This window comes from Tolumonas auensis DSM 9187, assembly GCF_000023065.1.
Taxonomy (GTDB): Bacteria; Pseudomonadota; Gammaproteobacteria; order Enterobacterales; family Aeromonadaceae; genus Tolumonas; species Tolumonas auensis.
Genome location: NC_012691.1, coordinates 1,168,296 through 1,194,871, shown reverse-complemented (window position 1 = coordinate 1,194,871; position 26,576 = coordinate 1,168,296). Strand labels below are relative to the sequence as shown.

Here is a 26,576-nt window from a genome sequence, read left to right as displayed (position 1 = left end):
AAGAAATGCAATCAGTTGAACTCGGCATAACCGAAGTATTTATTAAAATACCTCGGTTATCTAGGGGAGTTATAACAATGTGGAAATATCCAGATATTTGCCGAGATCTTGTTCATCAGGTTTATTGATATAAGGGATTTCTCCCATGAACGGCGCTGGCAACAGACTTTTCAGTGTTTCCAGATTCTGCTGATAATGATTCATCGACGGGGTGATCCGGTTCATACACCATCCGACCAGAGGCAGCATATCATGATGAATAGCCTCATAGGTTAATACGGAGTGATTGATACAGCCTAAACGCGCCCCTACAACCATGATCACTGGCATATTTTCGTATTTAACCCAGTCAGAAAGGAAATGACCATTTCCGATAGGAACACGCCAGCCACCAGCACCTTCAACAAAAATAATATCCGCACCAGTGCTTTTCTTCAGACGGGATAAACCTTCAGATAACACGTCTAATTTAATCGTGACACCCGACTCTTCTGCGGCGATATGCGGTGACGAGAAAGCATCAAACGAATAAGCAACAACCTGTTCGTATTGTAATGGTAGCGCACTGTGCTTTTGTAACAGCAGAACATCCTGATTACAGGGTTTGTTCTCTATCATTTCACAACCTGCAGCAACCGGCTTGTAAGCCACCGCTTTTAATCCTTTTGCCGCAGCTGCCTGCAACAGAGCCAGCGTACAGGTGGTTTTTCCTGCATCGGTATCAGTGCCGGTAACGAAAAAAGTTTTGCTCATCGATGTAAAACTCCGTAGCACACGTTATAGGTGACCGGGAGCAATCCCGTGGGTAACCGGTATCGTTCATATGCCTGTTGCAGACGAAACAGCTTCTGCCGGGTCAACAACCCCTGACTCCGCTCCCCGTTAACCTGACTTGCACCAATCTGTTTCAGACTCTGCAGAATGGCATTTACATCGGCGTAATGCATAACATGACGGCGAGTCTGCCAGGTTTTACATTGCAACTCCGCATTCTGTAATACAGAACGAAGTTCCGGTATGGCCATGAACTGATTGATATGTTCATGGTCATCCACAGCGGTCCATGCTTCCCGTAGCTCAAATAAACTGCCTTCGCTAAGCGTAGCAAAAAGCGCGTAACCTCGTGACGTTAATACTCTTTTTATTTCCCGGAATGCCTGAACCGGGTCATGACACCACTGTAATGCCAGACTGGTAAACACCAGATCCTGAGATTCGCTGCACAAAGGTAATGCTTCTGCATCACCACAGACATATCCCTGTGCGTTATCCCGCAAAGCGGCCTGTTTCAGCATGCCGGTAGAAATATCCAGCGCCAGCAAGTAGTTACACCATTGTTGCAGATCAGGCAAAAAAAAGCCGGAGCCACATCCCAGATCGAGTCCATTCCCATAATTTTCATCCGGAATAAGACTCAAGAGATTACGCCCAACCTCTTTCTGTAACAATGCGTATTGATCGTACGATTGCGCCGCTTTACCAAAGCGGTTGGCCAACGCCTGCTTATCGACCTGTTCAAACATCGGTAACACACTCTTTTAACGCGTTGAGTAACAGTGATATATCGGATGATTGATGTGCCGTTGTCAGTGTAATTCGCAAACGAGCTGTACCTTTAGGCACCGTTGGCGGGCGAATAGCTGTGACCCACAATCCCCGCTCCCGTAATTTATTCGCCACAGATACCGCTTTATCTGCATCACCGATAATGAGTGGCTGAATTGCTGTAGATGACTCGGCTGCGGCCAGACCCAATCCGGTAATACCATCCCGGAACTGCCGGATCAATGACTGCAGATGTGCACGTTCTTCATCGGCTTGTTTCACCCAGGCGATAGCTGCACTAATGGCATAAGCCTGCGCCGGTGGCATGTGGGTGCTGTAAACATAATCACGGGAAAAATTGAGCAGATAATCGGTCAGCTGTCGGCTGCCGCCAACGAACGCTCCGGCAACGCCCAGTGCTTTGCCAAATGTCGCCATACGGATGTGTACGCTGTCAGATGCAACGCCCTGATGCGACAACGTGCCACGCCCCTGCTCACCCAACACGCCAATGCCATGCGCATCATCCAGCATTAACCAGTTACCGCTTTGTTTCGCCAGATCAGCGAGCTGCTGGCAAGGTGCCTGATCACCATCCATGCTGAACACACCTTCACTGATAATCAACCCGGAATGCGGTTGTAACAGCGAGGCCAGATGAGCCATGTCGTTATGACGAAAACGCAGCATTTTAGCCGGTGATTGCGCCCCTGCTTCCTGCAGCGAAGCGTGGTTGAGACGATCCTGATACTGGATATGTTCTTTCTGCAATAACGCTTTGATTATTGCCTGATTCGCAGAAAAACCCGTAGAAAATAACAGGACAGATTCGACGTTCAGCCACTCAGCTAGGGTTTGTTCCAGCTCGGCATGCGCTTCGGTATAGCCAGTGACCAGCGGCGAAGCGCCGGAGCCTGCCCCCCAACGTGCTAATCCGTCCTGCCAGGCTTTAGTCAGAAATGGCTGGGCGGCTAATCCCAGATAATCATTACTGGAAAAGTTAATATAACGTCGGCCATTCAGTTCAATATGACGGCCTTGCCCTGATTGCAGGATCTGACGCTGACGAAGCAGGCCCTGCCGGGCCCGTTCATTTAACCCGGTTTGCAGATCAAACGGCATTAGCCGGTGTCCGCGGTTTGCTGGCATCGTAAAACAGTGCGCCTTCCGCCTGATCGGCAATGGCTTCCAGCAGTGCATGTTCTTCCACCATATCCGGCTTCTGGGCACGCGCTTCCGGCTTCAGCCCTAAGCGGGCAAAAAGTTGCATGTCTTCGTTAGCATCCGCATTCGGGGTCGTCAGCAGTTTGCAGCCGTAGAAAATCGAATTTGCACCGGCCATAAAACACAATGCCTGCATCTGATCGTTCATTTTTTCACGACCAGCAGACAGACGAACATGCGACTTCGGCATCAAAATACGCGCAACCGCGATGGTACGAATAAAATCGAATGGATCGAGATCAGCCTGATTTTCCATCGGCGTCCCTTTCACCTTCACCAGCATGTTGATCGGCACGCTTTCTGGTTGCACCGGCAAATTCGCCAGCTGCACCAACAGACCGGCACGATCTTCAACCTGTTCGCCCATGCCGACGATACCGCCAGAACAGATCTTCATGCCGGCATCACGGACGTGCTGCAGCGTATCCAGACGTTCCTGATAAGTACGCGTAGTAATAATCGCGTTATAAAATTCCGGTGAAGTGTCCAGATTGTGGTTGTAATAATCTAAGCCCGCTTCCGCCAGTTGCTGCGCCTGTTCTTCAGTCAGCATACCCAGCGTCATACAGGTTTCCATGCCCAGACCTTTCACTTCCTGGATCATGCGGATGATATAAGGCATATCACGGTCACGCGGATTACGCCATGCAGCGCCCATACAGAAGCGTGAAGAACCCGCTTCTTTAGCTTCCTGAGCACGTTGTAATACTTTTTCAACTTCCAGCAGCGTCTCTTTTTCCAGACCGGTGTTATAGCGCGCGCTCTGCGGGCAATATTTACAGTCTTCCGGACAAGCACCGGTTTTGATCGACAACAGAGTACTCACCTGCACTTCATTCGGGTTGAAGTTTTCACGGTGTACCAGCTGCGCCTGAAATAACAGGTCGTTGAATGGTAAAGCAAACAGTGATTCTACTTCGGAGACTGTCCAGTTATGACGGATGCTGACTGACATGGGTTCTCTGTACTCTGTGACGAAAATTATTTGGATAGTCTATGTCTGCCCGTTAAACTGTCAATCAAAAATGAAATCTGATATTTACATCAGGATAAATAATGAACAATTCTGAATTCGATAGTCAGCATATCTGGCATCCCTATACTTCGTTAACCAGTCCATTACCGGTTTATTCCGTCAAGCGTGCGGAAGGCGTCTTTCTGGAACTGGAAGATGGCCGGCGTTTAGTGGATGGTATGTCGTCATGGTGGGCTTGCATTCACGGCTATAACGTACCGGAACTGAATTCAGCGGCACAAAATCAGCTGCAGGATATGGCACATGTCATGTTCGGCGGCATTACCCACCAGCCAGCAATTGATCTGTGTCGTAAGCTGGTAGACATCACGCCGGAAGGTTTAGATCGCGTTTTTCTGGCTGATTCCGGCTCAGTGGCGGTTGAAGTCGCACTGAAAATGGCAATTCAGTATTGGCACAGTAAAGGCACGCCCAGAAATCGTTTCCTGACCATACGTAAGGGTTATCACGGTGATACCTTTGGAGCAATGAGTGTCTGTGACCCGCAAGGTGGCATGCATGAGTTGTATCAGGGCTTTTTGCCGGAACATCTGTTTGCTGAAGCCCCTCAATGCAAACCACAGGATGACTGGCAGGAAGAGGATATCGCTGATTTCGCTCGCCAGTTAGCAGAGCATCAACATGAAATCGCCGCTGTTATTCTGGAACCCATCGTGCAAGGTGCTGGCGGCATGCGGTTTTATCATCCGCAATATCTGCGCCGGGTCAGAGAGCTCTGCGATGAATATCAGATCCTGCTGATTGCCGATGAGATCGCTACCGGTTTCGGCCGCACCGGCAAAATGTTTGCCTGTGAATGGGCTGGCATTACGCCGGATATTATGTGTATCGGCAAAGCGCTGACCGGCGGTTATATGACGTTATCCGCCACGTTAACTACTGAAAAAGTGGCTACCACGATTTGCGAAGGCAAAGCCGGCGTATTGATGCACGGCCCCACCTTTATGGGTAATCCACTGGCCTGCGCCGTCGCCAACGCCTCGCTTGATCTGCTGCTGAATTCCCCGTGGCAGCAACGCGTCAGCCAGATCGAACATCAACTAAACGAAGAGCTGTCGGTCTACCGTCAGCATCCGGCGGTGGCAGATGTGCGCGTGCTCGGCGCCATTGGTGTAGTGGAAACCAAAACCCCGGTGAACATGGCGGAATTACAAGCCATCTTTGTCGAACAGGGTGTCTGGATCCGCCCGTTCGGGCGACTGATCTACATCATGCCGCCCTTTGTGATGTCATCTGCCGAATTAAGTCTGCTCACAAAAGCAATCGGCGTCGGGCTCAATACCATGATCATGACCATGACCTGAATAAATAAAAGGATGCTCTGCTGACAACGATGCTTCTTTTATTTCCAGCCATTCATCAATAGTACGTTGTAACCACTGTGCAAACGCCTGATAACGCGGGCGTTGCACATGCTCACGGGAACAATACAACTGATAACCCATACCGGACGGGATCTTATAATCCACCGGCATCACCAGTTCACCACGCAACACCGCCGGCATCACCAAAAACCAGCGCCCCATCGCCAGACCCATACCGTGTTTAGCCGCTTCTAATGCCATCGCATGCTGGTTAAAAACATACTTGCGGTTACTGTGCGGCAAAACGACACCGGTAGACTGGCTCCAGTGTTGCCATTCATAACCAAACTCAAACTGTTCCAGCGACTCGGTACAGTGCAGCAGCGAACATTTACGTAAATCGGTCTTATCGGTGCTGAGTAAGCCATGACTGGCGGCATATTCCGGGCTGCATACCGGCACCAGCCATTCTTCCAGCAGTGTCCAGGAATGCAAATGCGGCAGACTGGCATTCCCGTAATACACCGCCATATCGACCGGTTCAGCCTCAAAATTCGGCAACCCATGCTGACCATAAAACAGTAAATCTAACGACCGGTAAGTGGTCTTAAAACTTGTTAACCTGGGCATCAGCCACAATTGCCCGAATGCAGGCGGCAGACCGATACACAACATCCCGCGCAGCTCATTGAAGCGGATATCTTCAATCACTTCATTAATTTGCTGCAATGAACTGGTCAACGCCAGCAACAGTTGTTCCCCTTCCGGCGTCAACATCAGCTTACGGGTCAGACGGATAAACAGCTTGAACCGCAGTAACTCTTCCAAACGACGAATGCGCTGGCTAATCGCGCCTTGCGTCAGATAAAGTTCTTCCGCTGCTTTGGTAAAGCTCAGATGACGCGCTGAGACTTCAAAGGTATGTAACAGCGCCAGCATGCTTTGTTCAACTAACACTTTCTATCCCCTTTTTATGGATTAGCATAATTAATCCATAATGTGATTTATTTCGCTTTTAGTCAAAATGAAACCGGTTACACTTATTTCATAGACCCAACAAAGGACAACACTAGTCATGAAAAAAGATCTGAAAATTGCCATCATCGGTGCCGGTTCAAGTTATACCCCAGAATTGATTGACGGCTTGATTGCCCGTAGCAGCCAACTGCCTATCACTGAAGTTCGTCTGGTAGATATCGATGAAGGTTGGCATAAAGCAGAAATCATTCTGTCTCTGACCCGTCGTATGTTTGAACACGCCGGTCTGCCAGTAAAAGTTATTCTGACGCAGGATCGCAAAGAAGCCTTAACCGATGTTGATTTCGTCTGCTCACAATTCCGTGTTGGCTGCCTGGATGCGCGTATTCGTGATGAACGCATCTCTCTGAAACATGGCATGCTCGGTCAGGAAACGAATGGTCTGGGTGGTTTTGCCAAAGCGCAGCGTTCTATTCCTGCGACTTTAGACATCTGCCGCGACATCGAAAAATACAGCCCGGATGCCTGGTTACTGAACTTCACTAATCCGTCAGGTATCGTGACTGAAGCAGTGTTGCGTCATACCAAAGTAAAAGTGGTTGGCCTGTGTAACGTGCCAGTGCTGATGCAAAAAGGTATCGCACAAGTGCTGAATGCAGAAGAAAAAGACGTGTTTGTACAAGTGGCTGGTCTGAACCACTTCATTTTTGCCCGTCAGGTGAACTATCAGGGTAAAGATCAGATGGATTTCGTTTTGGAAGAGTTCCTCGACGATAACCAGGCATTTAACCCGAAAAATATTCCTTCACTGAAATGGCCACGTAAGTTGCTGGCAAATCGCCACCAGATCCCTTGCCCTTACCTGCGTTACTACTTCAGTGCTGATGATACTTATCAAAAATCAGTGCACGAAGCAGAAACTGAAGGTACTCGTGGCGAAGTAGTAAAAGCGCTGGAAGAAAAACTTTTCGAGATCTACAGCAACCCGTCACTGTATGTGAAACCTAAAGAACTGGAAGGCCGTGGTGGTCAATACTACTCTGACGCCGCCTGTGATCTGATGAGCGCCATCTACAACGACAAACGTACGCTGATGCATGTGAACACCCGTAATAACGGCACCATCGCAGGCCTGCCTGATGACTGCTCTGTCGAGGTGACGTCAGTTATCACTAAATCCGGCCCGATGCCGCTGAACGTTGCTCCTTTTGAGCCGGATACGCTGGCTATGCTGCAAACAATGAAAACCTTCGAGCGTTTCACCATTGATGCTGCTGTAAACGGCGATTATCAGAGCGCACTGCGCGCCCTGACCCTGAATCCACTGGTTAAAACCGGTAAGGTTCTGGAAGCCGCACTGGATGAAACCATCCGTGAAAACATCAAATACATGCCACAATTCCAGGCTTACTACGAAGCCAATCTGAAATAATGCCTCCAGGGACGGCGCAATGCCGTCCTCCCCAGTGAGTGCTCTGAGTGTTACCCGTGTGTGTTAAACGCAGGATGCGTTTTTTACCGGGAGTGTTGATCGCTCCCGGTTTTCTTATTTTGCGGATCCGAATTAAACGTCGAACAGAAAAGGTCGCTCTGCTAGACTAAACAGGTTTCTGGCAACGAGATTCTGTAATGCGTATTTCCATTACCGGGAAAATCTGCTTTATCCTATTGATCATCTTCTCGCTGGTATTAACCAGTACGACGCTGAATCAGGCTTTCCGTGAACGTGAACTGGTGCTTCAGCTCGGTGCTGAGCATGTATCATCACTACTGCAAACCTACAGTAATGGTCTGGATCTGATAACGAATGATCATCAGCCAGAACGTTTAGAACAATATCAGCAAAGCCTGATGAAACAGAAATACGTTCTGAAAACAAAATGGATTCAGGCGCAGTCCAGCGATAAGTTCGGCCCGGTAAACAATGCAACCCTGCCAGCTGATCAGCAGGAAAAACTGTCACTGCAGGGGCAGCAGATACAGCAAACCATTAGTCATAATGGTCAGACCAAAATAGTGGCCATCATGCCCTACTACCAGCCTGATTCATCTGATGCAGGTGCCAAGCCTGTTGCAGCAATCCGTCTGGAATATTCGCTCGACAAGCAGCTGGATCAGGTAGAACAGCATATTCTGATCTCTGCGATCATGCTTTCGGCCATTTTTAGCGGTGTGTTACTGATGACCCTGTCCATAACCCGCAAACACATTGTCCTTCGCTTGCAAAAACTACGGCAGGCCATTGATGATGTTGCCGATTTCGATGACGTTTCTACCCGTTTACCTATCGTCCACAATGACGAGATTGATCAGCTCAATGAGAGCTTTAATCAGTTGATGGAACACTTATCTGTAACGTCTTCAGACAATAAATAATCCGCGGTTTCTGGTTAATCCGAAGCAAAAAACACAGACTACTGAACTAAAAAGCACCGCTTTGACATAAAAAGGTCATTCAGCCTTATATTAGCCTTGAGACATTTGTCGACAAAGGTAAGATGAGAGCATTTTCAGATTGGCTAAGCCAAATATAAGTATTAAATGGAGAAGTAATTCAGATGACTCACGTTCCCGTAGTTGACGTGCTGCAGGGTAAATATGCCGTTGGCACGACTCTGACAGTAAAAGGCTGGATCCGCACCCGTCGTGATTCCAAAGCCGGTATTTCGTTCCTGGCCATCCATGATGGTTCCTGTTTTGCGCCTGTACAGGCCGTAGTACCAAATACCCTGTCAAATTACGAAAGCGATGTGCTGCGTCTGACTACCTCCTGCTCCGTTGAAGTAACCGGTGTTATTCAGGCTTCTGCAGGTACTGGCCAGCAATTTGAAATTCTGGCTGACAGCGTAACTGTGCTCGGTTTTGTTGAAGATCCGGATACCTACCCAATGGCACCAAAACGCCATTCTGTAGAATACCTGCGTGAACATGCTCACTTGCGTGTGCGTACCAACATGATGGGTGCCGTGACCCGTGTGCGTAACTGTATCGCTCAGGCTATCCATCGTTTCTTCCACGATGAAGGCTTTATGTGGATCGCTACTCCGCTGATCACAGCTTCTGACTGCGAAGGTGCCGGTGAAATGTTCCGTGTATCCACGCTGGATATGGAAAACCTGCCACGTACTGACAAAGGCAGCATCGATTACAACCAGGATTTCTTCGGTAAAGAAGCCTTCCTGACAGTATCCGGTCAGCTGAACCTGGAAACGTATGCCTGTGCCATGTCCAAGGTGTATACCTTCGGCCCGACTTTCCGCGCAGAAAACTCCAACACCAGCCGTCATCTGGCTGAGTTCTGGATGGTTGAACCGGAAATTGCATTTGCCGATCTGAACGACAACGCCGCGATGGCTGAAAAACTGCTGAAATATGTCTTTAGCGCCGTTCTGAATGAACGCCGTGACGATATGGAATTCTTCGCTGAGCGCGTGGATAAAGACGCTATTACCCGTCTGGAACAATTCGTCAGCGCTGATTTTGCACAGGTTGATTACACGGATGCGATTGAAATTCTGAAAAACAGCGGTCGTACCTTTGAGTTCCCGGTGGAATGGGGTATCGACATGTCTTCCGAGCATGAGCGTTATCTGGCGGAAGAACATTTCAAAGCACCGGTAGTCGTTAAAAACTACCCGAAAGATATCAAAGCATTCTACATGCGTCTGAACGATGACGGCAAAACCGTGGCTGCAATGGACGTTCTCGCACCAGGCATCGGCGAAATCATCGGTGGTTCACAACGTGAAGAACGTTTAGACGTACTGGATGCCCGTCTGGCTGAAATGGGTCTGAACAAAGAAGACTACTGGTGGTATCGCGACCTACGTCGTTACGGCACAGTGCCACATTCCGGTTTTGGTCTGGGCTTTGAACGTCTGGTGGTTTACGTTACCGGCATGGGTAACGTGCGTGATGTTATTCCATTCCCACGTACCCCGCGTAACGCTGAATACTAAGCAACAGCGAGCAGATACAAGAAAGGCCAGTTTCGCTGGCCTTTCTTATTTTCATATTTTCAATATTCGTTCAGTAATAAATCATCCGGCATGCTGGTGCTCATGGTCCAGTAACCACTGCTTCATATCCAATCCACCTCCATAGCCTACCAGCTTACCATTGGCACCAATCACCCGGTGACACGGCACAATGATCGCAACCGGATTACGGTTATTCGCCATACCCACAGCACGCATCGCTTTAGGCCGGCCAATTTGCTCAGCAATGGATTTATAACTGACAGTTGAGCCATAAGGGATACGCTGCAAAGCCTGCCAGGCGGCAAGCTGAAATACAGTCCCCTGCATGGATAGCGGCACAGAGAATTCCTGCCGTGAACCGGAAAAATATTCCTGTAATTGCTGACAAGCCAGCGCAAGAACCGGATGAGATAACGGATCAGTAACCTCCGGCTCATCAACCGGTGAGCTGTTCAGTAATAACGACTGCAATCCCTCATCATCCGCCTGCAAGCGCAAATAACCGACCGGTGACTGAAAATAGCAGATTGCAATCATCATCATATTACCTGTCTATCAGAATTTTACGTCTACGGCAGCTGCAACCTGTTTTGCCTGCTCAATCGCAAGTTCAACATTTTCAGCCCGGACCAAAGCAACACCCAGACGGCGACGACCGGCAATTTCCGGTTTACCGAACAGGCGTAACTGCGCACCAGGGATCTGAGCCAGAGCAGCTGGCAAGTTACCATAACGGATATCAGTAGAATTCCCCTCACGCAGCACAACGGCAGATGCCGCCGGACCATACTGAGTGATCTTACCGATCGGCAAGCCCAGAATTGCACGTACATGCAATGCAAACTCAGACATATCCTGTGAAATCAGTGTCACCATGCCGGTATCATGCGGACGAGGAGAAACTTCACTGAAGTAGACTTCATCACCTTTGATAAACAGCTCAACACCGAACAGACCATAACCGCCCAGTGCTTTTACCACTTCACGAGCCACATGCTGAGATTTTTCCAGCAAGGCATCACTCATCACCTGTGGCTGCCAGGATTCGCGGTAATCACCATCTTCCTGACGATGACCGATCGGCGCACAGAAATGAATACCATCTACGGCACTCACGGTCAGCAGTGTGATTTCATAATCGAAAGGTACAAAACCTTCTACGATGACACGACCACGACCTGCTCGGCCGCCTTCCTGAGCATATTGCCAGGCAACGGCGACCTGATCAGCCTTACGGACAACACTCTGACCTTTGCCGGAAGAACTCATGACCGGCTTAATCACGCATGGAAAGCCAATCTGCTCCACAGCCTGCTGATATTCAGCTTCTGTTTCAGCAAAAAAATAGGGGGAAGTTGGCAACTTCAGCGTTTCAGCTGCCAGCCGGCGAATACCTTCACGATCCATAGTCAGGCGGGTAGCTAAAGCGGTTGGTACGACATTAAAACCTTCCTGCTCCAGTTTCTGCAGGGTTTCAGTCGCAATCGCTTCAATTTCCGGAATGATGAAGTGTGGTTTTTCCTGTTGCACCAACTGACTCAGTGCCTCTCCATCAAGCATAGAGATCACATGGCTACGGTGAGCGACCTGCATTGCCGGAGCATTGGCATAGCGATCGACCGCAATAACCTCCACACCAAGACGCTGTAATTCAATTGCAACTTCTTTGCCCAGCTCGCCGGAGCCCAGCAGCATTGCACGAGTAGCGCCATTGGAATATGGAGTTCCTAGAAAAGACATAATCTCTGTTCCCTGAGTGAAATAACGGAAGTTTGACCTGCCGATCATACAAATATCTGACAACAGAGCAACCAGAAGCAGAAAAGATAGCGCAAAAAGAAAGGGGATGATCGCTCATCCCCTTGGTGAAAATATCAGGATTTACTCAGCCTGACCAAATCAGCAGTGATATTTGCTGCTTCTTTGAGATAACCATCCGGGAATTTCATATCCGTCGGGATATCAGTCAGTGATTTCACCATTGGTTTACCCATCCGGGTCAGACGCTCATTAGCACGTTGCAATGCCTTATGATCCTGCTCATCCCGGGTTTTTATACGTTCAGCTTCATTGAGAGAAATATATTTCTTGCTCTTTTCAGCCTGATACCAGGCGATATCTTCTTCAGCATATTTAAACTCAGGATCGTTTTTCACCCGTTGCTGATGAGCCTCTTTCAGTTTCGGCAGCAACGCAGTGAAATCACCCAGTTTGGTGTATTGAGCAGCTTCGATCTTGTCCCATGGCAATGCATTCAGCTCCACGCTTTCACCGGTTTCAGTCGGATCAGTCAGCGGAGGGAAATTGATATCCGGTTGCACCCCTTTATTCTGGGTGCTGCCACCATCAATACGATAGAACTTGGCAATTGTGTACTGAATATGACCCAACTCATTATCGAAGAAGTCATAAATTTTGCCTAATGCACGATGCTGCTGCACAGTGCCTTTGCCAAAACTATTCTCACCAATAATCAGAGCACGACCATAGTCATTCATTGCCGCAGCGAAAATCTCTGAAGCCGAAGCACTATAACGATCAATCAATACTGTCATCGGGCCATCATAATATGACTTGCCGTCAGTATCTTCGTTAACAGCGACGCGACCCATTGTGTCGCGGATCTGCACTACAGGGCCCTGTTTCATGAACAGTCCGGTGAGTTCAGTCGCTTCAGTTAATGCGCCACCGCCATCATTCCGCAAATCGATCAGTAAGCCATCAATTTTCTGTGCCTTGAGCTTAGTCAGCTCTTTCTGCACATCCAGATGCAGATTGACATAGAAACTAGGCACTTCGATAACGCCTATTTTCTTGCCTTCAGATTTGATGACCTGTGATTTAGCTGCCCGATCTTCCAGACGAACCTTATCGCGGGTCAACTCAATCAGCTGTGTCTGATGCGTAGCACCTTTACCACGCTGAATTTCAAGGCGAACCTTAGTGCCTTTACGGCCTTTGATCAGTTCAACCACATCATCCAGACGCCAGCCGATAACATCAATAACCTTGCCGCGATCCTGAGCCACACCTGTAATGCGATCATCCGGCCGTAACAATTTGGTTTTATCTGCCGGACCACCAGGAATCAGTGAACGGACAACAGTAAAATCATCATCCGCCTGTAATACAGCACCAATCCCTTCCAGAGAAAGATTCATTTCAGAATTGAAACGGTCTGCATTACGTGGAGAAAGATAACTGGTATGCGGATCAATAGAACGCGCAAAAGAATTCATCACAGCCTGAAAGACATCTTCACTTTCATCTTGTTTCAGGCGTTTGATTGCGTTGCTATAGCGCTTGATCAGCAGATCTTTAATTTCTGCCGGTTTTTTGCCCGCCAGTTTCAGATTCAGCTCATCGTATTTGACTCGTTGCCGCCAAATCTCATTCATCTCGGCTTCATCTTTAGCCCAGGCGCTCTTACTACGATCAAACTCATATTTGTCTGTCACATCAAATGACATAGGTTGATCGAGTAATGACAGTGCATAAGAGTAACGCTCATAACGACGCTTTGTGCTCAGATTATACATCGCATAGGCATTTTTAAGATCGCCGCTTTGCAAGGCATCATCGAACTGATTACGGAAAGAGTCGAAATTGGCAACATCAGCAGCCAGCAACACACTACGGTTATAATCTAAAGCCTGAAGATAAAGATCAAAAATCCGCTGTGAAATCTGGTCATCAAGAACAAAATGCTTGTAGTGGCTGCAGGTGAATAAAGCAGAAATACGTTTACTGGCAATTGAGTGTTGTTCTTCCTGCGCTAGTGGCAGCAAAGAATCTTCAGATATCGGTGGGGCCACCGCATATGATAACCCCACATAGAATACGCCAAGTGCAACTGCAGTGCTCTTGAACAAATTTACTCTCAAAATAGCGCTCCTTAAGGAACCAGGTGTTCCGCTTTAACGCGCACCTGCATACCCGAAGACAATTCAACCTGAACGTCATCGCGGGTAACTTCTTTGATACTACCTGTAACCGGAGATTTGCCAAGCATCACTTTAATCTGTTGCCCAGTTTTCAGAGTAGAAATATCAACAACTGGTCTTTTCGGCTTAGCTGGTTTACCTGGGGTTTTACGGCGGGAAGAAAAGATTTTATCTTTGCTTTCTTTCAGTGCCGTCTTGGCATGGGTGACATGCTCTTCTGTCAGCTCACCAGCAGGATTACCATCCAGATCAACCCGCATATTTCCCGGACGCAAACCATGCAGATAACGCCAGCTCGAGGTGTATTGACGCAATGCTGAACGCAGTAAAGTTTTGGAAACTCTTGGGTCGTCAGCCATTCGGGCAGCCAGATCCTGGAAAATACCAATTTTCAGCGGACGGGCTTCACCTGTAGCTATAAAACAAGCAGGAAACAGTTCTGAAAGATATGCGATCAATTCTTTGCTGTTGGTGATTTTTTCGTTGTTTTCCATTTACGACCTTAACTAATCAAGATGGTTGTATCAGTAATTCAAGTAGCAGACACGATAAAATATAAGAACGTTATACTGTGCTTATACACTATTTTCAACGCCTGGCTTTCTTTCACTTACGCATTCTGACGAATGCTTATCGCGTTTTACACATATTTTTTTATGTATCGAAAAATAAGGCAGAAGAAATATCTTCTGCCTTATTTTGTCACAAATCAGTCAGCTGATTCCGGGGTTACAGCGGCATATTTGATTTTTGCTTTCTGTCGCAATTCCTCAATCAACGCGCCATACGTCTCTTCCTGCTTCAGCTTGACTAATTGCTCAGACAATCCTTGCTGTAACGGAGCGTCAGCTGTTTCAGGCGCAGAAATCACTTTTTCTAACACCAGCACAGACTGATTACCCTCTTCATCTGCATACAGACCAGCGCTCACCACTTTATCAGCCGGTTTTGCCAGTTTGAACACAGCCTGAGCCAGCGGAGCCGGGATATCCGTTCCAAAACGGGCCAAGCCTTTTTTCTCTTCAACTTTAGCGTTGAGCTTAGTGAGCTGTTCGTCAATCGACTGACCCGCTTTCACTTTTTCCAGCAATGCCATCGCTTCAGTATGTGCTTTTTCTGCCGCTTTCGTTGCACGCAATTTAGCGACAACCAGATCTTTCACTTCAGACAGTGGTTTAGCACTGCTTGGTTTATAATCAATCACGTGCAGCATAACCGCGACAGTATCCGACACTGAGATAACTTCAGAGTTAGTGTTTTCATCACGTAACTTTTCAGCAAAGGCCTGCTCTTTTACCGCAGGAACATTGATCTCAGCCGGTAACTGCTGTGCAGCAATAAAATCCGTTTTCTGGAGCGGAAGCTTCAAACCTTCAGCGACTGCATCCAGTGAATCAGGATTTTCAAAGCCAATATCTGACAGTTTTTGCTGTTGATCAGCAAACAGCTCTTTCGCTTTTTCATCAACAAACTTCTGACGGACAATCGTCACTACCTTGTCATAAGGTGTTTCGATAGCATCCTGTTTATCCAGCAGCTTGATGATGTGATAACCGAAAGCAGACTTAACCACAGCGGACAGTTCATTTTTCTGGTTTAAGGCAAAAGCTGCTGTTTCGAAAGCAGGATCCATAACGCCTTTTTCAAACCAGTCTAATTCGCCACCCTGACGCGCAGAGAGAGTATCAGCAGATTCGGTTTTTGCTAACTGAGTGAAGTCCGTACCGGATTTCAGTTTAGCCAGCAACTCATCCGCTTTCTTCTGTGCCGCGTTGTCGTCTTTATCCGTAATCAGGATATGTGAAACTTTACGGCGCGCAGGTTCAGTAAACAGCTCAGCATGTTGTTGATAATATGCTTTAAGCTCACTGTCAGCTGGCTGGATCGTTTTTGCCAGATCTGCTGAATTCAGCACAATGTAATTCAGTTTAACCTGTTCTGATTGCATGAATTCATTGCTGTGGGCTTTATAAAACGCGTCGACATCCTGATCCGTTACCGTAATCTGTTTGCTGAAGGTTTCGACCGGAATGGTGATCATCTTCACATCGCGCTTTTGCTGATATAAAGCATCCAGACGGCTGACCTCTGCAGGCAACGCAAACTCGGTAGTCAATATACCGTCCAGCCAATACTGACGAATCAGATCCTGACGCATAGAGTTGGCAAATGATTCAGGTGTATATCCGACGCGGGATAACGCAGTGGTGAATTTCTGATTATCGAATTTATTGTCAGTCTGAAACTCCGGCATCTGACGAATAACGTCTTTTACTTGCTCGTCACTCAGGCGAACTCCGGCATTCAATGCTTTGTTATTCAAAAGAGATTGATTAACCAATCGCTCCAGAACTGATTTTTTCAGTTGCGCCAGGTATTGCGGATTATCCAGCAATTGCGCGGCAGCTTCACCATACTGAGCCTGCATTCTTGCACGTTCATTCTGGTAGCTTTGCTCTAACGTCTGAGCAGAGATGACTTCATCATCAACTACCGCAGGATCGTTACTGGCCGGACTATTGATATAGCTTCCAACACCTGCCAATGCGAATGACAGAATAATTAACCAAAAAATAATTTTCGCGACACGGCCCTGGGCACCGTCACGTAATTTATCCATCAGCATGTATCTAATGCTCCTGATGCAGTGGATATAAACACAAAAAGCGCATCAGAGGATGCGCTCTATGGTCGCTTGAAATAGATGAAACTTATTCCAGTCGATAGGACAATTAATTGAATTCATCGCTGAAAAATTAATTAACTGAATCCTTTAATGCTTTACCTGCTTTGAATGCAGGCTGTTTGCATGCGGCAATTTCAATGGTGGCGCCAGTCTGTGGGTTACGGCCAGAACGTGAAGCACGTTCACGCACAGCAAAGGTACCAAAACCGACCAGAGAAACCTGATCACCATCTTTCAATGCTTCGCCAACTGCCTCGATGAAAGCATCCAGAGCGCGACCTGCTGCAGCTTTGGAGATATCCGCGCTTTCGGAAATTTTATCAACCAACTGTGATTTATTCACTTCTTTCCCCTTATGATTTTTTGCGGCTGGTTATTCCGTTAGAAAACAGCTCTCGGTTATACAAAAGCCGGTTGCGGTTTGCAACCGGCTTTATATCAGTAATCGTCAGGATTCACGCTTTCGCGTAAAAAACATCAGATTATGCAATGCTAACCCGCTCTACAGGGTCTTGCAGTGCCAACTCAAGAACTTGATCAATCCAGCGAACCGGATAGATTTCGAGATCATGTTTTACATTATCAGGAATTTCTTCAAGATCTTTCGTGTTCTCAAACGGAATTACAACACGTTTAATACCGCCCCGGTGCGCCGCCAGCAATTTCTCTTTCAAACCACCAATCGGTAACACTTCACCGCGTAATGTAATTTCACCCGTCATGGCAACATCAGCACGCACCGGATTGCCGGTCAGGCTGGATACCAGAGCAGTACACATAGCGATACCGGCACTTGGACCATCTTTCGGTGTTGCACCTTCCGGTACATGAACGTGGATATCACGTTTTTCGTAGAAATCAGGATTAATGCGTAAAGCGTCGGCCCGGGCACGAACCACTGTCATGGCTGCCTGAATAGACTCTTGCATTACATCGCCTAACGAACCAGTGAAAGTCAGCTTACCTTTTCCTGGTACATTGGTTGCCTCAATCGTCAGCAGGTCACCACCCACTTCTGTCCATGCAAGACCAACAACCTGACCAACCTGGTTGTGTTCGACAGCTTTACCAAAATCGAAACGCTGTACGCCCAGATAATCTTTCAGATTTGATGCATCGACAGTAACGTGCTTCAGCTCTTTGTTAAGCAGAATCGCTTTCACCGCTTTACGGCAAATCTTGGAGATTTCACGCTCAAGACTACGCACACCAGCTTCGCGGGTGTAATAGCGGATAATATCGATAATCGCCGAATCGTCGATCGTGATCTCATGCGCTTTCAGACCATTACGCTCAATCTGTTTCTGCAGCAGGTGACTTTTGGCGATATTCAGTTTTTCATCTTCGGTATAACCGGACAGACGAATAACTTCCATACGATCCAGTAATGGTCCCGGAATGTTCATGGAGTTAGAAGTCGCCACAAACATCACATCTGACAGGTCATAGTCCACTTCCAGATAATGATCGCTGAACGTGTTGTTCTGTTCCGGATCCAGGACTTCCAGTAATGCAGAGGCTGGATCGCCACGCATATCAGAAGACATCTTGTCGATCTCATCCAGCAGGAACAACGGGTTTTTCACCCCGATCTTTGCCATTTTCTGGATCAGCTTACCCGGCAGAGAGCCGATATAGGTACGGCGATGTCCGCGGATTTCCGCTTCATCTCTGACGCCACCCAGTGCCATACGGACATATTTACGCCCGGTGGCTTTGGCAATTGACTGCCCCAGACTGGTTTTACCAACACCTGGCGGTCCTACCAGACAAAGAATCGGTCCTTTCAACTGGTTGATACGGCTCTGTACCGCCAGATACTCAAGAATACGTTCTTTGACCTTTTCTAAACCATAGTGATCTTCATCCAGCACTTTTTCTGCCAACTGCAGATTTCTCTTCACTTTGGTACGCGCTTTCCATGGTACCGCGATCAGCCAGTCAATATAGCTGCGCACCACGGTCGCTTCAGCTGACATCGGAGACATCATCTTCAGTTTGGACAATTCTGCGAGTGCTTTTTCTTTTGCCTCTGCAGTCATGCCGGCATCTTCGATCTTTTTATGCAGCGTTTCGAATTCATCAGGTGTGTTTTCATCCAACTCACCCAACTCTTTCTGAATAGCCTTCATCTGCTCATTCAGATAATACTCACGCTGGCTTTTTTCCATCTGTTTTTTGACGCGGGAACGGATCCGTTTCTCCACCTGTAACAGGTCGATTTCGGACTCCATTTTTGCCATCAAAAACATCAGGCGCTCTGAAACTTCCTGGATTTCCAGCACTTTTTGCTTGTCTTCCAGTTTCAGAGGCATATGCGCCGCCATGGTATCAGCTAGACGCACAGGATCATCGATCGCAGCAATAGAGGTTAAAACCTCTGGCGGGATCTTTTTGTTCAGTTTGATATAGCCTTCAAACTGTGTGATAGCGGAACGGAGCAGCACATCACTTTCAGCTTCAGGAATATCAACGCATTCCAGAGGACAGACAATACCCACATAATAGGTTTCTTCGTCTGTTAACTCTTCAAGCAATACACGCTCTGCACCTTCGACCAGTACTTTGACGGTACCATCCGGCAATTTCAGTAATTGCAGGATGTTAGCAATGGTACCAACGGTATAGAGATCTGATTGTCCGGGATTATCTGTAGACGCATCTTTCTGTGCCACTAACAGAATTTTTTTATCCTGCTCCATTGCCACTTCCAGGCAACGGATAGATTTTTCACGGCCGACAAATAACGGGATCACCATGTGGGGATATACCACTACATCCCGGAGCGGCAGAACAGGTAGCACGGTGCGATCTGAACGCTGTAAATTCATAGAATTATTCTCTTGGCTTATGCCTGAAAGCTGAGCATAGGATCAGTATATGGGGCTATTTCTCTGATATTCAATCTCATTTGTGGCAAAAAATAAGAAAGGGGCCTAAGCCCCTTTATTTTGCTCATTTTTCAGACAATTAATCCGCAGAGGCTGCCTGTTTTTCAGGATTGTCATAGATCATGATTGGCTGGGTTTCGCCATTAATCACATGCTCATCGACAACAACCTTGCTAACGTTTTCCACTGATGGCAGGTCATACATTGTATCCAGCAGAACGCCTTCAACAATCGACCGCAAGCCACGGGCACCGGTTTTACGCTCCATCGCTTTATGGGCAATAGCACGCAAGGCATCTTCACGGAATTCCAGCTCAGCCCCTTCCAGCTTAAACAAAGCCTGGTACTGCTTTGTCAGCGCGTTTTTAGGCTCAACCAGGATCTGGATCAGTGCATTCTCATCCAGCTCGGTCAGGGTTGCCACTACTGGCAGACGACCGATGAATTCCGGGATCAGACCATATTTAACCAGATCTTCCGGCTCTACCTTCGCGAACGATTCTGACAGGGTTACTTTTTTATCTTTCGATTTCACTTCAGCGTTGAAACCGATGCCTGCACCCTGAGCAGTACGTTGTTCGACAACTTTATCCAGCCCGGCAAATGCACCACCACAGATAAACAGGATCTTAGAGGTATCAACCTGCAAAAATTCCTGCTGCGGGTGTTTGCGGCCACCTTGCGGCGGAACAGCTGCGATTGTCCCTTCGATCAGTTTCAGCAATGCCTGCTGAACACCTTCACCGGATACATCGCGGGTGATAGACGGGTTATCAGACTTACGTGAGATCTTATCGATTTCATCGATATAAACGATACCACGCTGTGCTTTTTCCACATCGTAATCACATTTCTGCAGCAACTTCTGGATGATGTTTTCGACATCTTCACCCACGTAACCGGCTTCGGTCAGGGTAGTCGCATCAGCCATGGTAAATGGCACATCCAGCAAGCGAGCCAGTGTTTCAGCCAGCAACGTTTTACCGCTACCGGTAGGACCAATCAGCAGGATGTTGGATTTACCTAATTCAACACCATCCGCTGAGCTACCGCTGCGCAGACGTTTGTAGTGGTTGTATACCGCTACTGCCAGCACTTTTTTAGCCAGATCCTGACCAATAACATAATCATCCAGGTGCGCCCGGATCTTGTGCGGTGTCGGTAATTCCGTCATATGAGGACGTGCGCCACCGATATCACGGATCTCTTCACGAATAATATCGTTACACAGATCGACGCACTCATCGCAAATATAAACTGACGGACCAGCGATCAGTTTACGGACCTCATGCTGACTCTTGCCGCAAAATGAGCAATACAACAGTTTGCTATGGTCACCGTCTTTGCGTTTATCTGTCATTCAAAACCTCTTGTACTTACGATTCCGTGCTCATGACTACACATCCTCTGAATGTAGCGCAGAAAGACCTATCTGTCAGGCGCGTTTCTTCAGGATTGCGTCAACCAAACCATATTCTACAGCCTGATCTGCGGACATGAAATTGTCACGATCAGTATCACGCTCGATACGTTCCAGCGGCTGGCCGGTATGCTCAGCCAACAGGTTGTTCAGTCGTTCTTTAATCTTCAGAATTTCCATGGCGTGGATCTGAATATCAGATGCCTGTCCCTGGAAACCACCTAGCGGCTGATGGATCATGACACGGGCACTTGGCAGACAGAAACGTTTGCCTTTGGTCCCTGCAGACAGCAGGAATGCACCCATGGAACATGCTTGTCCCATACAAACGGTACTGACATCCGGTTTAATAAATTTCAGCGTGTCATAGATAGCCATGCCAGCAGTTACTGAACCACCCGGAGAGTTGATATAGATATAAATATCTTTATCCGGGTTTTCTGATTCCAGAAACAGCAGCTGCGCCACAATCAGGTTTGCCATCTGGTCTTCTACCTGACCAGTCAGAAAAATCACTCGTTCTTTTAACAGGCGAGAATAAATATCGTAAGAACGCTCACCCCGTGCAGTTTGTTCTACAACAATCGGCACCAGAGAATTCAACGGAGATGAGATTTGATCATTGAACAAATTGGTCATAGTCAGAATACCTAAAAAAATGGCCCGAATACTTTCGCTTTCGGGCCATTATACGCATTAGATTGTGTGATCAGTCAATTTCTGATTACGCAGCAGCACCAGCTTTGTTAATCACTTCATCAAATGAAGTTGCTTTTTCAGTTACCTGTGCCTGACTCAGCAGGAACTCGATAGCCTGATCTTCAACAGCCAGGTCACGCATGTTATTCAGCAGGCGTTCGTTCTGGAAGTAGTAATCAACAACTTCTGAAGGATCTTCGTAAGCAGTAGCCAGTGATTCGATCAGTGTTTTCACACGAGCGTCATCAGCTTTGATGTCCTGTTCGCGGATAACTTCACCTAACAGCAGACCAACGCGTACGCGGCGTTCAGCTTGTTCCTGGAACAGTTCGTCCGGCAGCTGTGGTACGTTTTTGCTGTTAGCAGCGCCGAAACGTTGCAGAGCTTGCTGACGCAGCGCTTCAACTTCACGGGTTACAGCCGCTTTTGGTACGTCGATCAGATTCTGTTCCAGCAGGCCGGACAGGATCTGCTCTTTAACCTGGCCTTTCAGCGCCTGGGTCAGTTCGCGTTCCATGTTTTTACGGATTTCAGCTTTCAGGCTTTCAACAGAACCATCTTCTACGCCGAAACGTTTGATGAATTCAGCATCCAGCTCTGGCAGATCCTGCTTTTCAACTTTGTTCAGTTTGATAGCGAATTTAGCTGCTTTACCTTTCAGGTTTTCAGCGTGGTAATCTTCAGGGAAGGTTACTTCGATATCGAAAGACTCACCGGCTTTTTTGCCCAGGATACCGGCTTCAAAACCAGGGATCATGCGGCCAGCGCCCAGAACCAGAGCGAAACCTTCAGCTTTACCGCCTTCGAACTCTTCGCCGTCAACAGAACCAACAAAGTCCATGTTCACGCGCAGATCGTTTGCAGCTGCTTCGTCAGCATCAACCCAGGAAGCGTGCTGTTTACGCAGAGTAGTCAGCATTTTGTCCAGGTCAGCGTCAGAAACGGTAGCAACTGGTTTTTCTACTTTGATTGCGTCCAGGTTCTGTACCTTGAATTCAGGGTACACTTCGAAAGACACAGTGAAAGTGAAATCAGAACCAGGAACCAGTTGGTTTGGTTCCAGTGTTGGCGCGCCAACAGGGTTCAGTTTTTCAGCAACCAGTGCTTCAACAAAATGACGCTGCATAACTGCATCAGCTACATCAGCTACAATGGATTCACCGTACATTTTCTGAATCAGCGCTTTTGGTGCTTTACCAGGACGGAAACCATCAATGCGACGGGTTTTCGCAACCTGATTCAAACGGCTGTTATACTCTTTTTCGATCTTGTCAGCTGGTACAGTGATGGTAAGACGGCGTTCCAGACCTTGGGTCGTCTCTACAGAAACTTGCATTGCATTACCTCGTAAAACTCAGCACCTGGTGCTGTTGCTATTGTTGGTGGTCGGTTAACCACCACTAAATAAAATGCGCAAATTGCGACGGTTACAAAATGACGCGCCATTATAGCGGTGGAGATTCAACGAGTCGAGGGAGGTATGCATAACCTGGCGTTTTTTCTAACCATGTCAAACTAAATCAGTCAGGAATATCCGATTGACGCATTCTTTTAAGGATCACGCGGGTTTTATGTGACAAATGGGCAGACCGCCGATGCGTCTGATAGTACCGTGGATTGGTCACCATCGCCGCGAGATAGGCCGACTGATAGGCACTTAGCCGTTTTGCTGATGTACCAAAGTAGTATTGGGCAGCAGCTTCCGCGCCGTAAATCCCCTCGCCCCATTCAATAACATTCAGGTATATCTCATATATCCGTTGTTTATCCAGAATGGTTTCCAGCATCACCGTGATTAACGCTTCATCTAATTTACGCCACGGTGTTTTGTCCGAACTCAGAAACAGATTTTTAGCCAGTTGCTGACTGATAGTTGATCCACCAGCAACAATTTTCCCTTTTGCCAGATTCTTTTCCCAGGCATTTTCAATACCGTCCCAGTCAAAACCATCATGATCGAGAAACTTGGCATCTTCAGCAGCAATCAGCGACCGCTTTAATGATTTGGATATTGATGTGTATGGAACCCACTCATGTTTTTTCTTTATATCCGAATCCTCCAGCTGCAACGTCGCCAGTTGTTCTTCCATAAATGAGGTGGATGACGGGTCATACCAGATGTAGCTGACAATGCGCAGAAAAATGCTTAAATGCAGGACGCAGAACCAGACCAGCCCAATGAGCAGCAGCTTCTTCAGCCATTTTGTCCATGACAGGTCATCAAAACTCAGGAGATTACGACAGGCAGCCAGCAGCATAAGGAGAGATCAGGTGATTCCAGTGTGGGTAGTTTAACTAAAACAGAAATAACTGGCGAGCATACACTGAACTTTAAATAGTCAGCGACGCATATGACGAAGAGCCTGCTGCAGCTTGTTCTGCGGAAATATCCGCCAGAAAATCACGAATGCAGGGGTAACAGGTAATTGTCCGGTCGATATGCAGGATAGAAAGTAAATCCCGCGGTTGCCCCTGTTTACAAATCAAACGCATACGCCGGCCATTAGCCTGCAGTTGTTTATACAGATAAATCAGGGCATTAATACCGGCAGAATCGATAAAACTGGCTGAACTCATGTCCACTAAAACATCAGTATGTTTCCGGATCAACAAATCAATAATCGGCTGAATCTCTTCAACCGTAGCATTATTTAATTCGCCGTCGATCGTCAGCACCAGCGTACGATTCATTGTGTAAGTAATGACAGGCACTTGAACTCCGGAATAGTTTAAGCCAATCACGGGTGATGAAAGTGATCTCTTTCGTTCAGGATGAATACAGATATAGTGCCAACATTTCCATTACTTCAGATAAATATCATAACATATTGATTTTAAATAAAATAAAAACCAGAAAACATTAATCAAACCGATATCCAGTACAAAAAAATGCAAAATGCAAAGAAACCCTCAGGTTTTTTCGCATTTTGCAGTCAATTTATAATATTTTACTGAGAAATCTGATGGTTATGCCAATGCTGCGGACTGGATTCCTGCCAGATCACTTCCATCCCCTGCTTCTGAATAACGGAAGCGACCTGAACCGGACTGCGTTCATCACTGACTGCAAATTGTTCCAGTTCCGGATGATCTTCGGCATAGCCTCCCGGCTGTGTTTTAGAGCCCGCACTCATGGTGGTTATTCCGACCTGCATCAGGAAATCACGGAACTCCGGCCCCTCTCGGGTGGAAAGCGATAATTCCACTTCCGGATCGAATAACCGGTAAGCACAAATCAGTTGTAACAACTGACGATCGCTCATCGGGTTTTCCGGTTGGAAGCCACCGGTACACGGACGTAAACGCGGGAACGAGATCGAGTAACGGCTCTGCCAGTGCGTTTTACGCAGATGTTGCAGATGACGTGCGACCATCAGACTGTCGGTACGCCAGTCACCTAACCCTAACAGAGCCCCCAGTCCGATTTTATCTACACCCGCTTCACCCAAGCGATCGGGCGTTTCCAGACGCCAGCGGAAATCTTTCTTCTTACCGCGCAGATGATGTTTGTCATATGTCGGCTCGTGATAGGTTTCCTGATAGACCATCACGCCATCCAGACCCATGCTGACCAGCTCACGGTAATCATCCGTGGAGAGCGGCTGAACTTCCATCATCAGATAAGAGACATAAGGTTTTATCACAGGGAAAACCTGACGGAAGTAATCCATGCCCGATTTGCGCTCATGCTCACCGGTCACCAGCAGCAACGATTTGAAGCCCATCTGACGAATGATCTGACATTCGCGATCAATCTCTTCCAGCGACAAGACTTTGCGTTTGATCTTATTGCTCATTGAAAAGCCGCAGTAGGTACAGTCATTGGCGCAGAGATTGGCCAGATAGAGCGGCAGGTACATATTGATGGTGTTACCGAAACGCTGGCGGGTCAGCTTTTGCGATAATTCGGTCATGGGTAACAGATATTTTTCAGCGGCCGGGGAAATCAAAGCGGCAAAATCGGCCAGTTCCCGTTTTCCAGTGCGGGCTAACCGGGCTAAAGCCCGTTCTACATCAGCATCAGTTTGCTGTAAAACCCACTGCTGCTGTTCTCCCCAGTCGAGTTTTGCCCATTCATCGTAGAAGCTCATGCCAGTGTCTCCAAAAATGCTGCCAGCGGGCTGGAGGCGCTTGCTTGCTGGTTAACGGCACCCAGGCCACTCTCGTAAGCCATACGACCTGCGGTGACCGCCATTCTGAAGGCTTGCGCCATCGCGACCGGATCGCCTGCGACTGCAATCGCGGTATTTACCAGCACCGCATCAGCGCCCATTTCCAGCGCGGCAGCGGCATGTGACGGTGCACCAATGCCGGCATCCACAATCACAGGCACATTGGCCTGCTCAATGATGATTTCCAGCATAGACTTGGTAGAAAGCCCCTGATTTGAGCCGATGGCTGCGCCTAAAGGCATCACGGCGGCACAACCGACTTCTTCCAGTCGCTTACACAGCAGCGGATCAGCACCGCAATATGGCAATACGACAAACCCTTGTTTGCATAATTCTTCTGCGGCTTTAAAGGTTTCTATCGGATCGGGCATCAGATAACGCGGATCAGGATGAATTTCCAGTTTCAGCCAGTTGGTGCCGAGTGCTTCACGGGCCAGTTGCGCAGCAAAAATAGCTTCTTTGGCGTTACGGGCACCAGAGGTATTGGGTAACAGCTGTACCCCCATCTGACGGAGTGGTTCCAGGATTTGCAGGTCCGGTTCATCCAGACGCACCCGTTTCAGAGCCATGGTGACGATTCCGGTAGTACTGGCTGTGAGTGCCTGCTGCATGATCTGCGCAGAGGCGAATTTTCCGGTGCCAGTCAGCAAACGGGAACTAAATGTTTTATCAGCAATTTTAAGTGGTTGAGTCATGA

General features: G+C 47.8%; 22 protein-coding genes and 1 pseudogene. 4 read left to right on the top strand and 19 right to left on the bottom strand.

Going from position 1 to position 26,576, the window contains the following annotated elements; all coding sequences use genetic code 11:
- Positions 1–69: 69 nt before the first annotated feature.
- From bioD to bioB, 4 genes are read right to left on the bottom strand one after another with little or no spacing between them, the layout of a single operon-like run.
- Entirely contained in the window at positions 70–753 is a 684-nt protein-coding gene (gene bioD, locus TOLA_RS05630; RefSeq protein WP_012729325.1) for a dethiobiotin synthase, read from the bottom strand.
- Positions 750–1,523, bottom strand: coding sequence for a malonyl-ACP O-methyltransferase BioC (gene bioC / locus TOLA_RS05625; protein WP_012729324.1), 774 nt, complete (start codon positions 1,521–1,523; stop codon positions 750–752). Before bioC ends, bioD begins: the two co-directional genes overlap by 4 nt.
- On the bottom strand, positions 1,516–2,667 hold the full coding sequence (bioF, locus tag TOLA_RS05620; protein ID WP_012729323.1) for an 8-amino-7-oxononanoate synthase: 1,152 nt from the start codon (positions 2,665–2,667) through the stop codon (positions 1,516–1,518). The genes bioC and bioF overlap by 8 nt, the downstream gene beginning before the upstream one ends.
- Positions 2,657–3,724 carry a biotin synthase BioB gene (bioB, locus tag TOLA_RS05615; RefSeq protein WP_012729322.1) on the bottom strand — a complete coding sequence of 356 codons (1,068 nt, stop codon included), beginning with the start codon at positions 3,722–3,724 and terminating at the stop codon, positions 2,657–2,659. Before bioB ends, bioF begins: the two co-directional genes overlap by 11 nt.
- Positions 3,725–3,825: 101 nt before the next feature.
- On the opposite strand from bioB, the gene bioA reads away from it, so the two are divergent.
- Entirely contained in the window at positions 3,826–5,109 is a 1,284-nt protein-coding gene (gene bioA / locus TOLA_RS05610) for an adenosylmethionine--8-amino-7-oxononanoate transaminase (protein ID WP_012729321.1), read from the top strand.
- Here the strand turns inward: bioA and TOLA_RS05605 are convergent.
- A complete protein-coding gene (locus TOLA_RS05605) occupies positions 5,047–6,066 on the bottom strand; it encodes a LysR substrate-binding domain-containing protein (RefSeq protein ID WP_012729320.1) in 1,020 nt (339 codons plus the stop codon). The two genes, bioA and TOLA_RS05605, sit on opposite strands and share 63 nt — an antisense overlap.
- Positions 6,067–6,184: 118 nt before the next feature.
- Between TOLA_RS05605 and TOLA_RS05600 the strand changes: the two genes are divergently transcribed.
- The 3 genes from TOLA_RS05600 (at position 6,185) to asnS (ending at position 10,046) form a co-directional block, all read left to right on the top strand.
- Positions 6,185–7,519 (top strand): 6-phospho-beta-glucosidase, encoded by a 1,335-nt coding sequence (locus TOLA_RS05600; protein ID WP_012729319.1) that lies wholly within the window; start codon positions 6,185–6,187, stop codon positions 7,517–7,519.
- 197 nt (positions 7,520–7,716) lie between these two features.
- On the top strand, positions 7,717–8,463 hold the full coding sequence (locus TOLA_RS05595) for a HAMP domain-containing protein (protein WP_012729318.1): 747 nt from the start codon (positions 7,717–7,719) through the stop codon (positions 8,461–8,463).
- Positions 8,464–8,645: 182 nt separating this feature from the next.
- On the top strand, positions 8,646–10,046 hold the full coding sequence (gene asnS / locus TOLA_RS05590) for an asparagine--tRNA ligase (RefSeq protein ID WP_012729317.1): 1,401 nt from the start codon (positions 8,646–8,648) through the stop codon (positions 10,044–10,046).
- Positions 10,047–10,127: 81 nt separating this feature from the next.
- On the opposite strand, the gene TOLA_RS05585 is transcribed toward asnS, so the two are convergent.
- From TOLA_RS05585 to TOLA_RS05520, 14 genes and pseudogenes are all read right to left on the bottom strand, one after another.
- Positions 10,128–10,607: a methylated-DNA--[protein]-cysteine S-methyltransferase gene (locus tag TOLA_RS05585; RefSeq protein ID WP_012729316.1), complete on the bottom strand. Its 480-nt coding sequence runs from the start codon at positions 10,605–10,607 to the stop codon at positions 10,128–10,130.
- A 15-nt stretch (positions 10,608–10,622) separates the two neighbouring features.
- On the bottom strand, positions 10,623–11,807 hold the full coding sequence (gene purT / locus TOLA_RS05580; protein WP_012729315.1) for a formate-dependent phosphoribosylglycinamide formyltransferase: 1,185 nt from the start codon (positions 11,805–11,807) through the stop codon (positions 10,623–10,625).
- A gap of 134 nt (positions 11,808–11,941) precedes the next feature.
- Complete coding sequence (gene prc, locus TOLA_RS05575) at positions 11,942–13,954, bottom strand: carboxy terminal-processing peptidase (protein WP_041609473.1); 2,013 nt, start codon at positions 13,952–13,954, stop codon at positions 11,942–11,944.
- 8 nt (positions 13,955–13,962) lie between these two features.
- A complete protein-coding gene (gene proQ / locus TOLA_RS05570) occupies positions 13,963–14,505 on the bottom strand; it encodes an RNA chaperone ProQ (protein WP_012729313.1) in 543 nt (180 codons plus the stop codon).
- 215 nt (positions 14,506–14,720) lie between these two features.
- Positions 14,721–16,637, bottom strand: a complete 1,917-nt coding sequence (locus TOLA_RS05565; RefSeq protein WP_012729312.1) for a SurA N-terminal domain-containing protein — start codon at positions 16,635–16,637, stop codon at positions 14,721–14,723.
- 130 nt (positions 16,638–16,767) lie between these two features.
- A pseudogene (locus TOLA_RS05560) lies at positions 16,768–17,052 on the bottom strand (HU family DNA-binding protein); the annotation flags it as partial.
- Positions 17,053–17,179: 127 nt separating this feature from the next.
- Positions 17,180–19,528 carry an endopeptidase La gene (gene lon, locus TOLA_RS05555; RefSeq protein ID WP_012729310.1) on the bottom strand — a complete coding sequence of 783 codons (2,349 nt, stop codon included), beginning with the start codon at positions 19,526–19,528 and terminating at the stop codon, positions 17,180–17,182.
- Between the two features lie 139 nt (positions 19,529–19,667).
- A complete protein-coding gene (gene clpX / locus TOLA_RS05550) occupies positions 19,668–20,948 on the bottom strand; it encodes an ATP-dependent protease ATP-binding subunit ClpX (protein WP_012729309.1) in 1,281 nt (426 codons plus the stop codon).
- A 75-nt stretch (positions 20,949–21,023) separates the two neighbouring features.
- Positions 21,024–21,647, bottom strand: a complete 624-nt coding sequence (gene clpP, locus TOLA_RS05545) for an ATP-dependent Clp endopeptidase proteolytic subunit ClpP (protein WP_012729308.1) — start codon at positions 21,645–21,647, stop codon at positions 21,024–21,026.
- 85 nt (positions 21,648–21,732) lie between these two features.
- Positions 21,733–23,043, bottom strand: a complete 1,311-nt coding sequence (gene tig / locus TOLA_RS05540) for a trigger factor (protein WP_012729307.1) — start codon at positions 23,041–23,043, stop codon at positions 21,733–21,735.
- Between the two features lie 184 nt (positions 23,044–23,227).
- A complete protein-coding gene (gene mtgA / locus TOLA_RS05535; protein ID WP_012729306.1) occupies positions 23,228–23,965 on the bottom strand; it encodes a monofunctional biosynthetic peptidoglycan transglycosylase in 738 nt (245 codons plus the stop codon).
- 73 nt (positions 23,966–24,038) lie between these two features.
- A complete protein-coding gene (locus TOLA_RS05530; RefSeq protein ID WP_012729305.1) occupies positions 24,039–24,419 on the bottom strand; it encodes an STAS domain-containing protein in 381 nt (126 codons plus the stop codon).
- Positions 24,420–24,655: 236 nt separating this feature from the next.
- Positions 24,656–25,798 (bottom strand): 2-iminoacetate synthase ThiH, encoded by a 1,143-nt coding sequence (gene thiH / locus TOLA_RS05525; protein WP_012729304.1) that lies wholly within the window; start codon positions 25,796–25,798, stop codon positions 24,656–24,658.
- The gene (locus TOLA_RS05520; RefSeq protein ID WP_012729303.1) at positions 25,795–26,574 is read right to left on the bottom strand and encodes a thiazole synthase; all 780 of its coding nucleotides are present in this window, start codon (positions 26,572–26,574) and stop codon (positions 25,795–25,797) included. Before TOLA_RS05520 ends, thiH begins: the two co-directional genes overlap by 4 nt.
- Between the last annotated feature and the right edge of the window lie 2 nt (positions 26,575–26,576).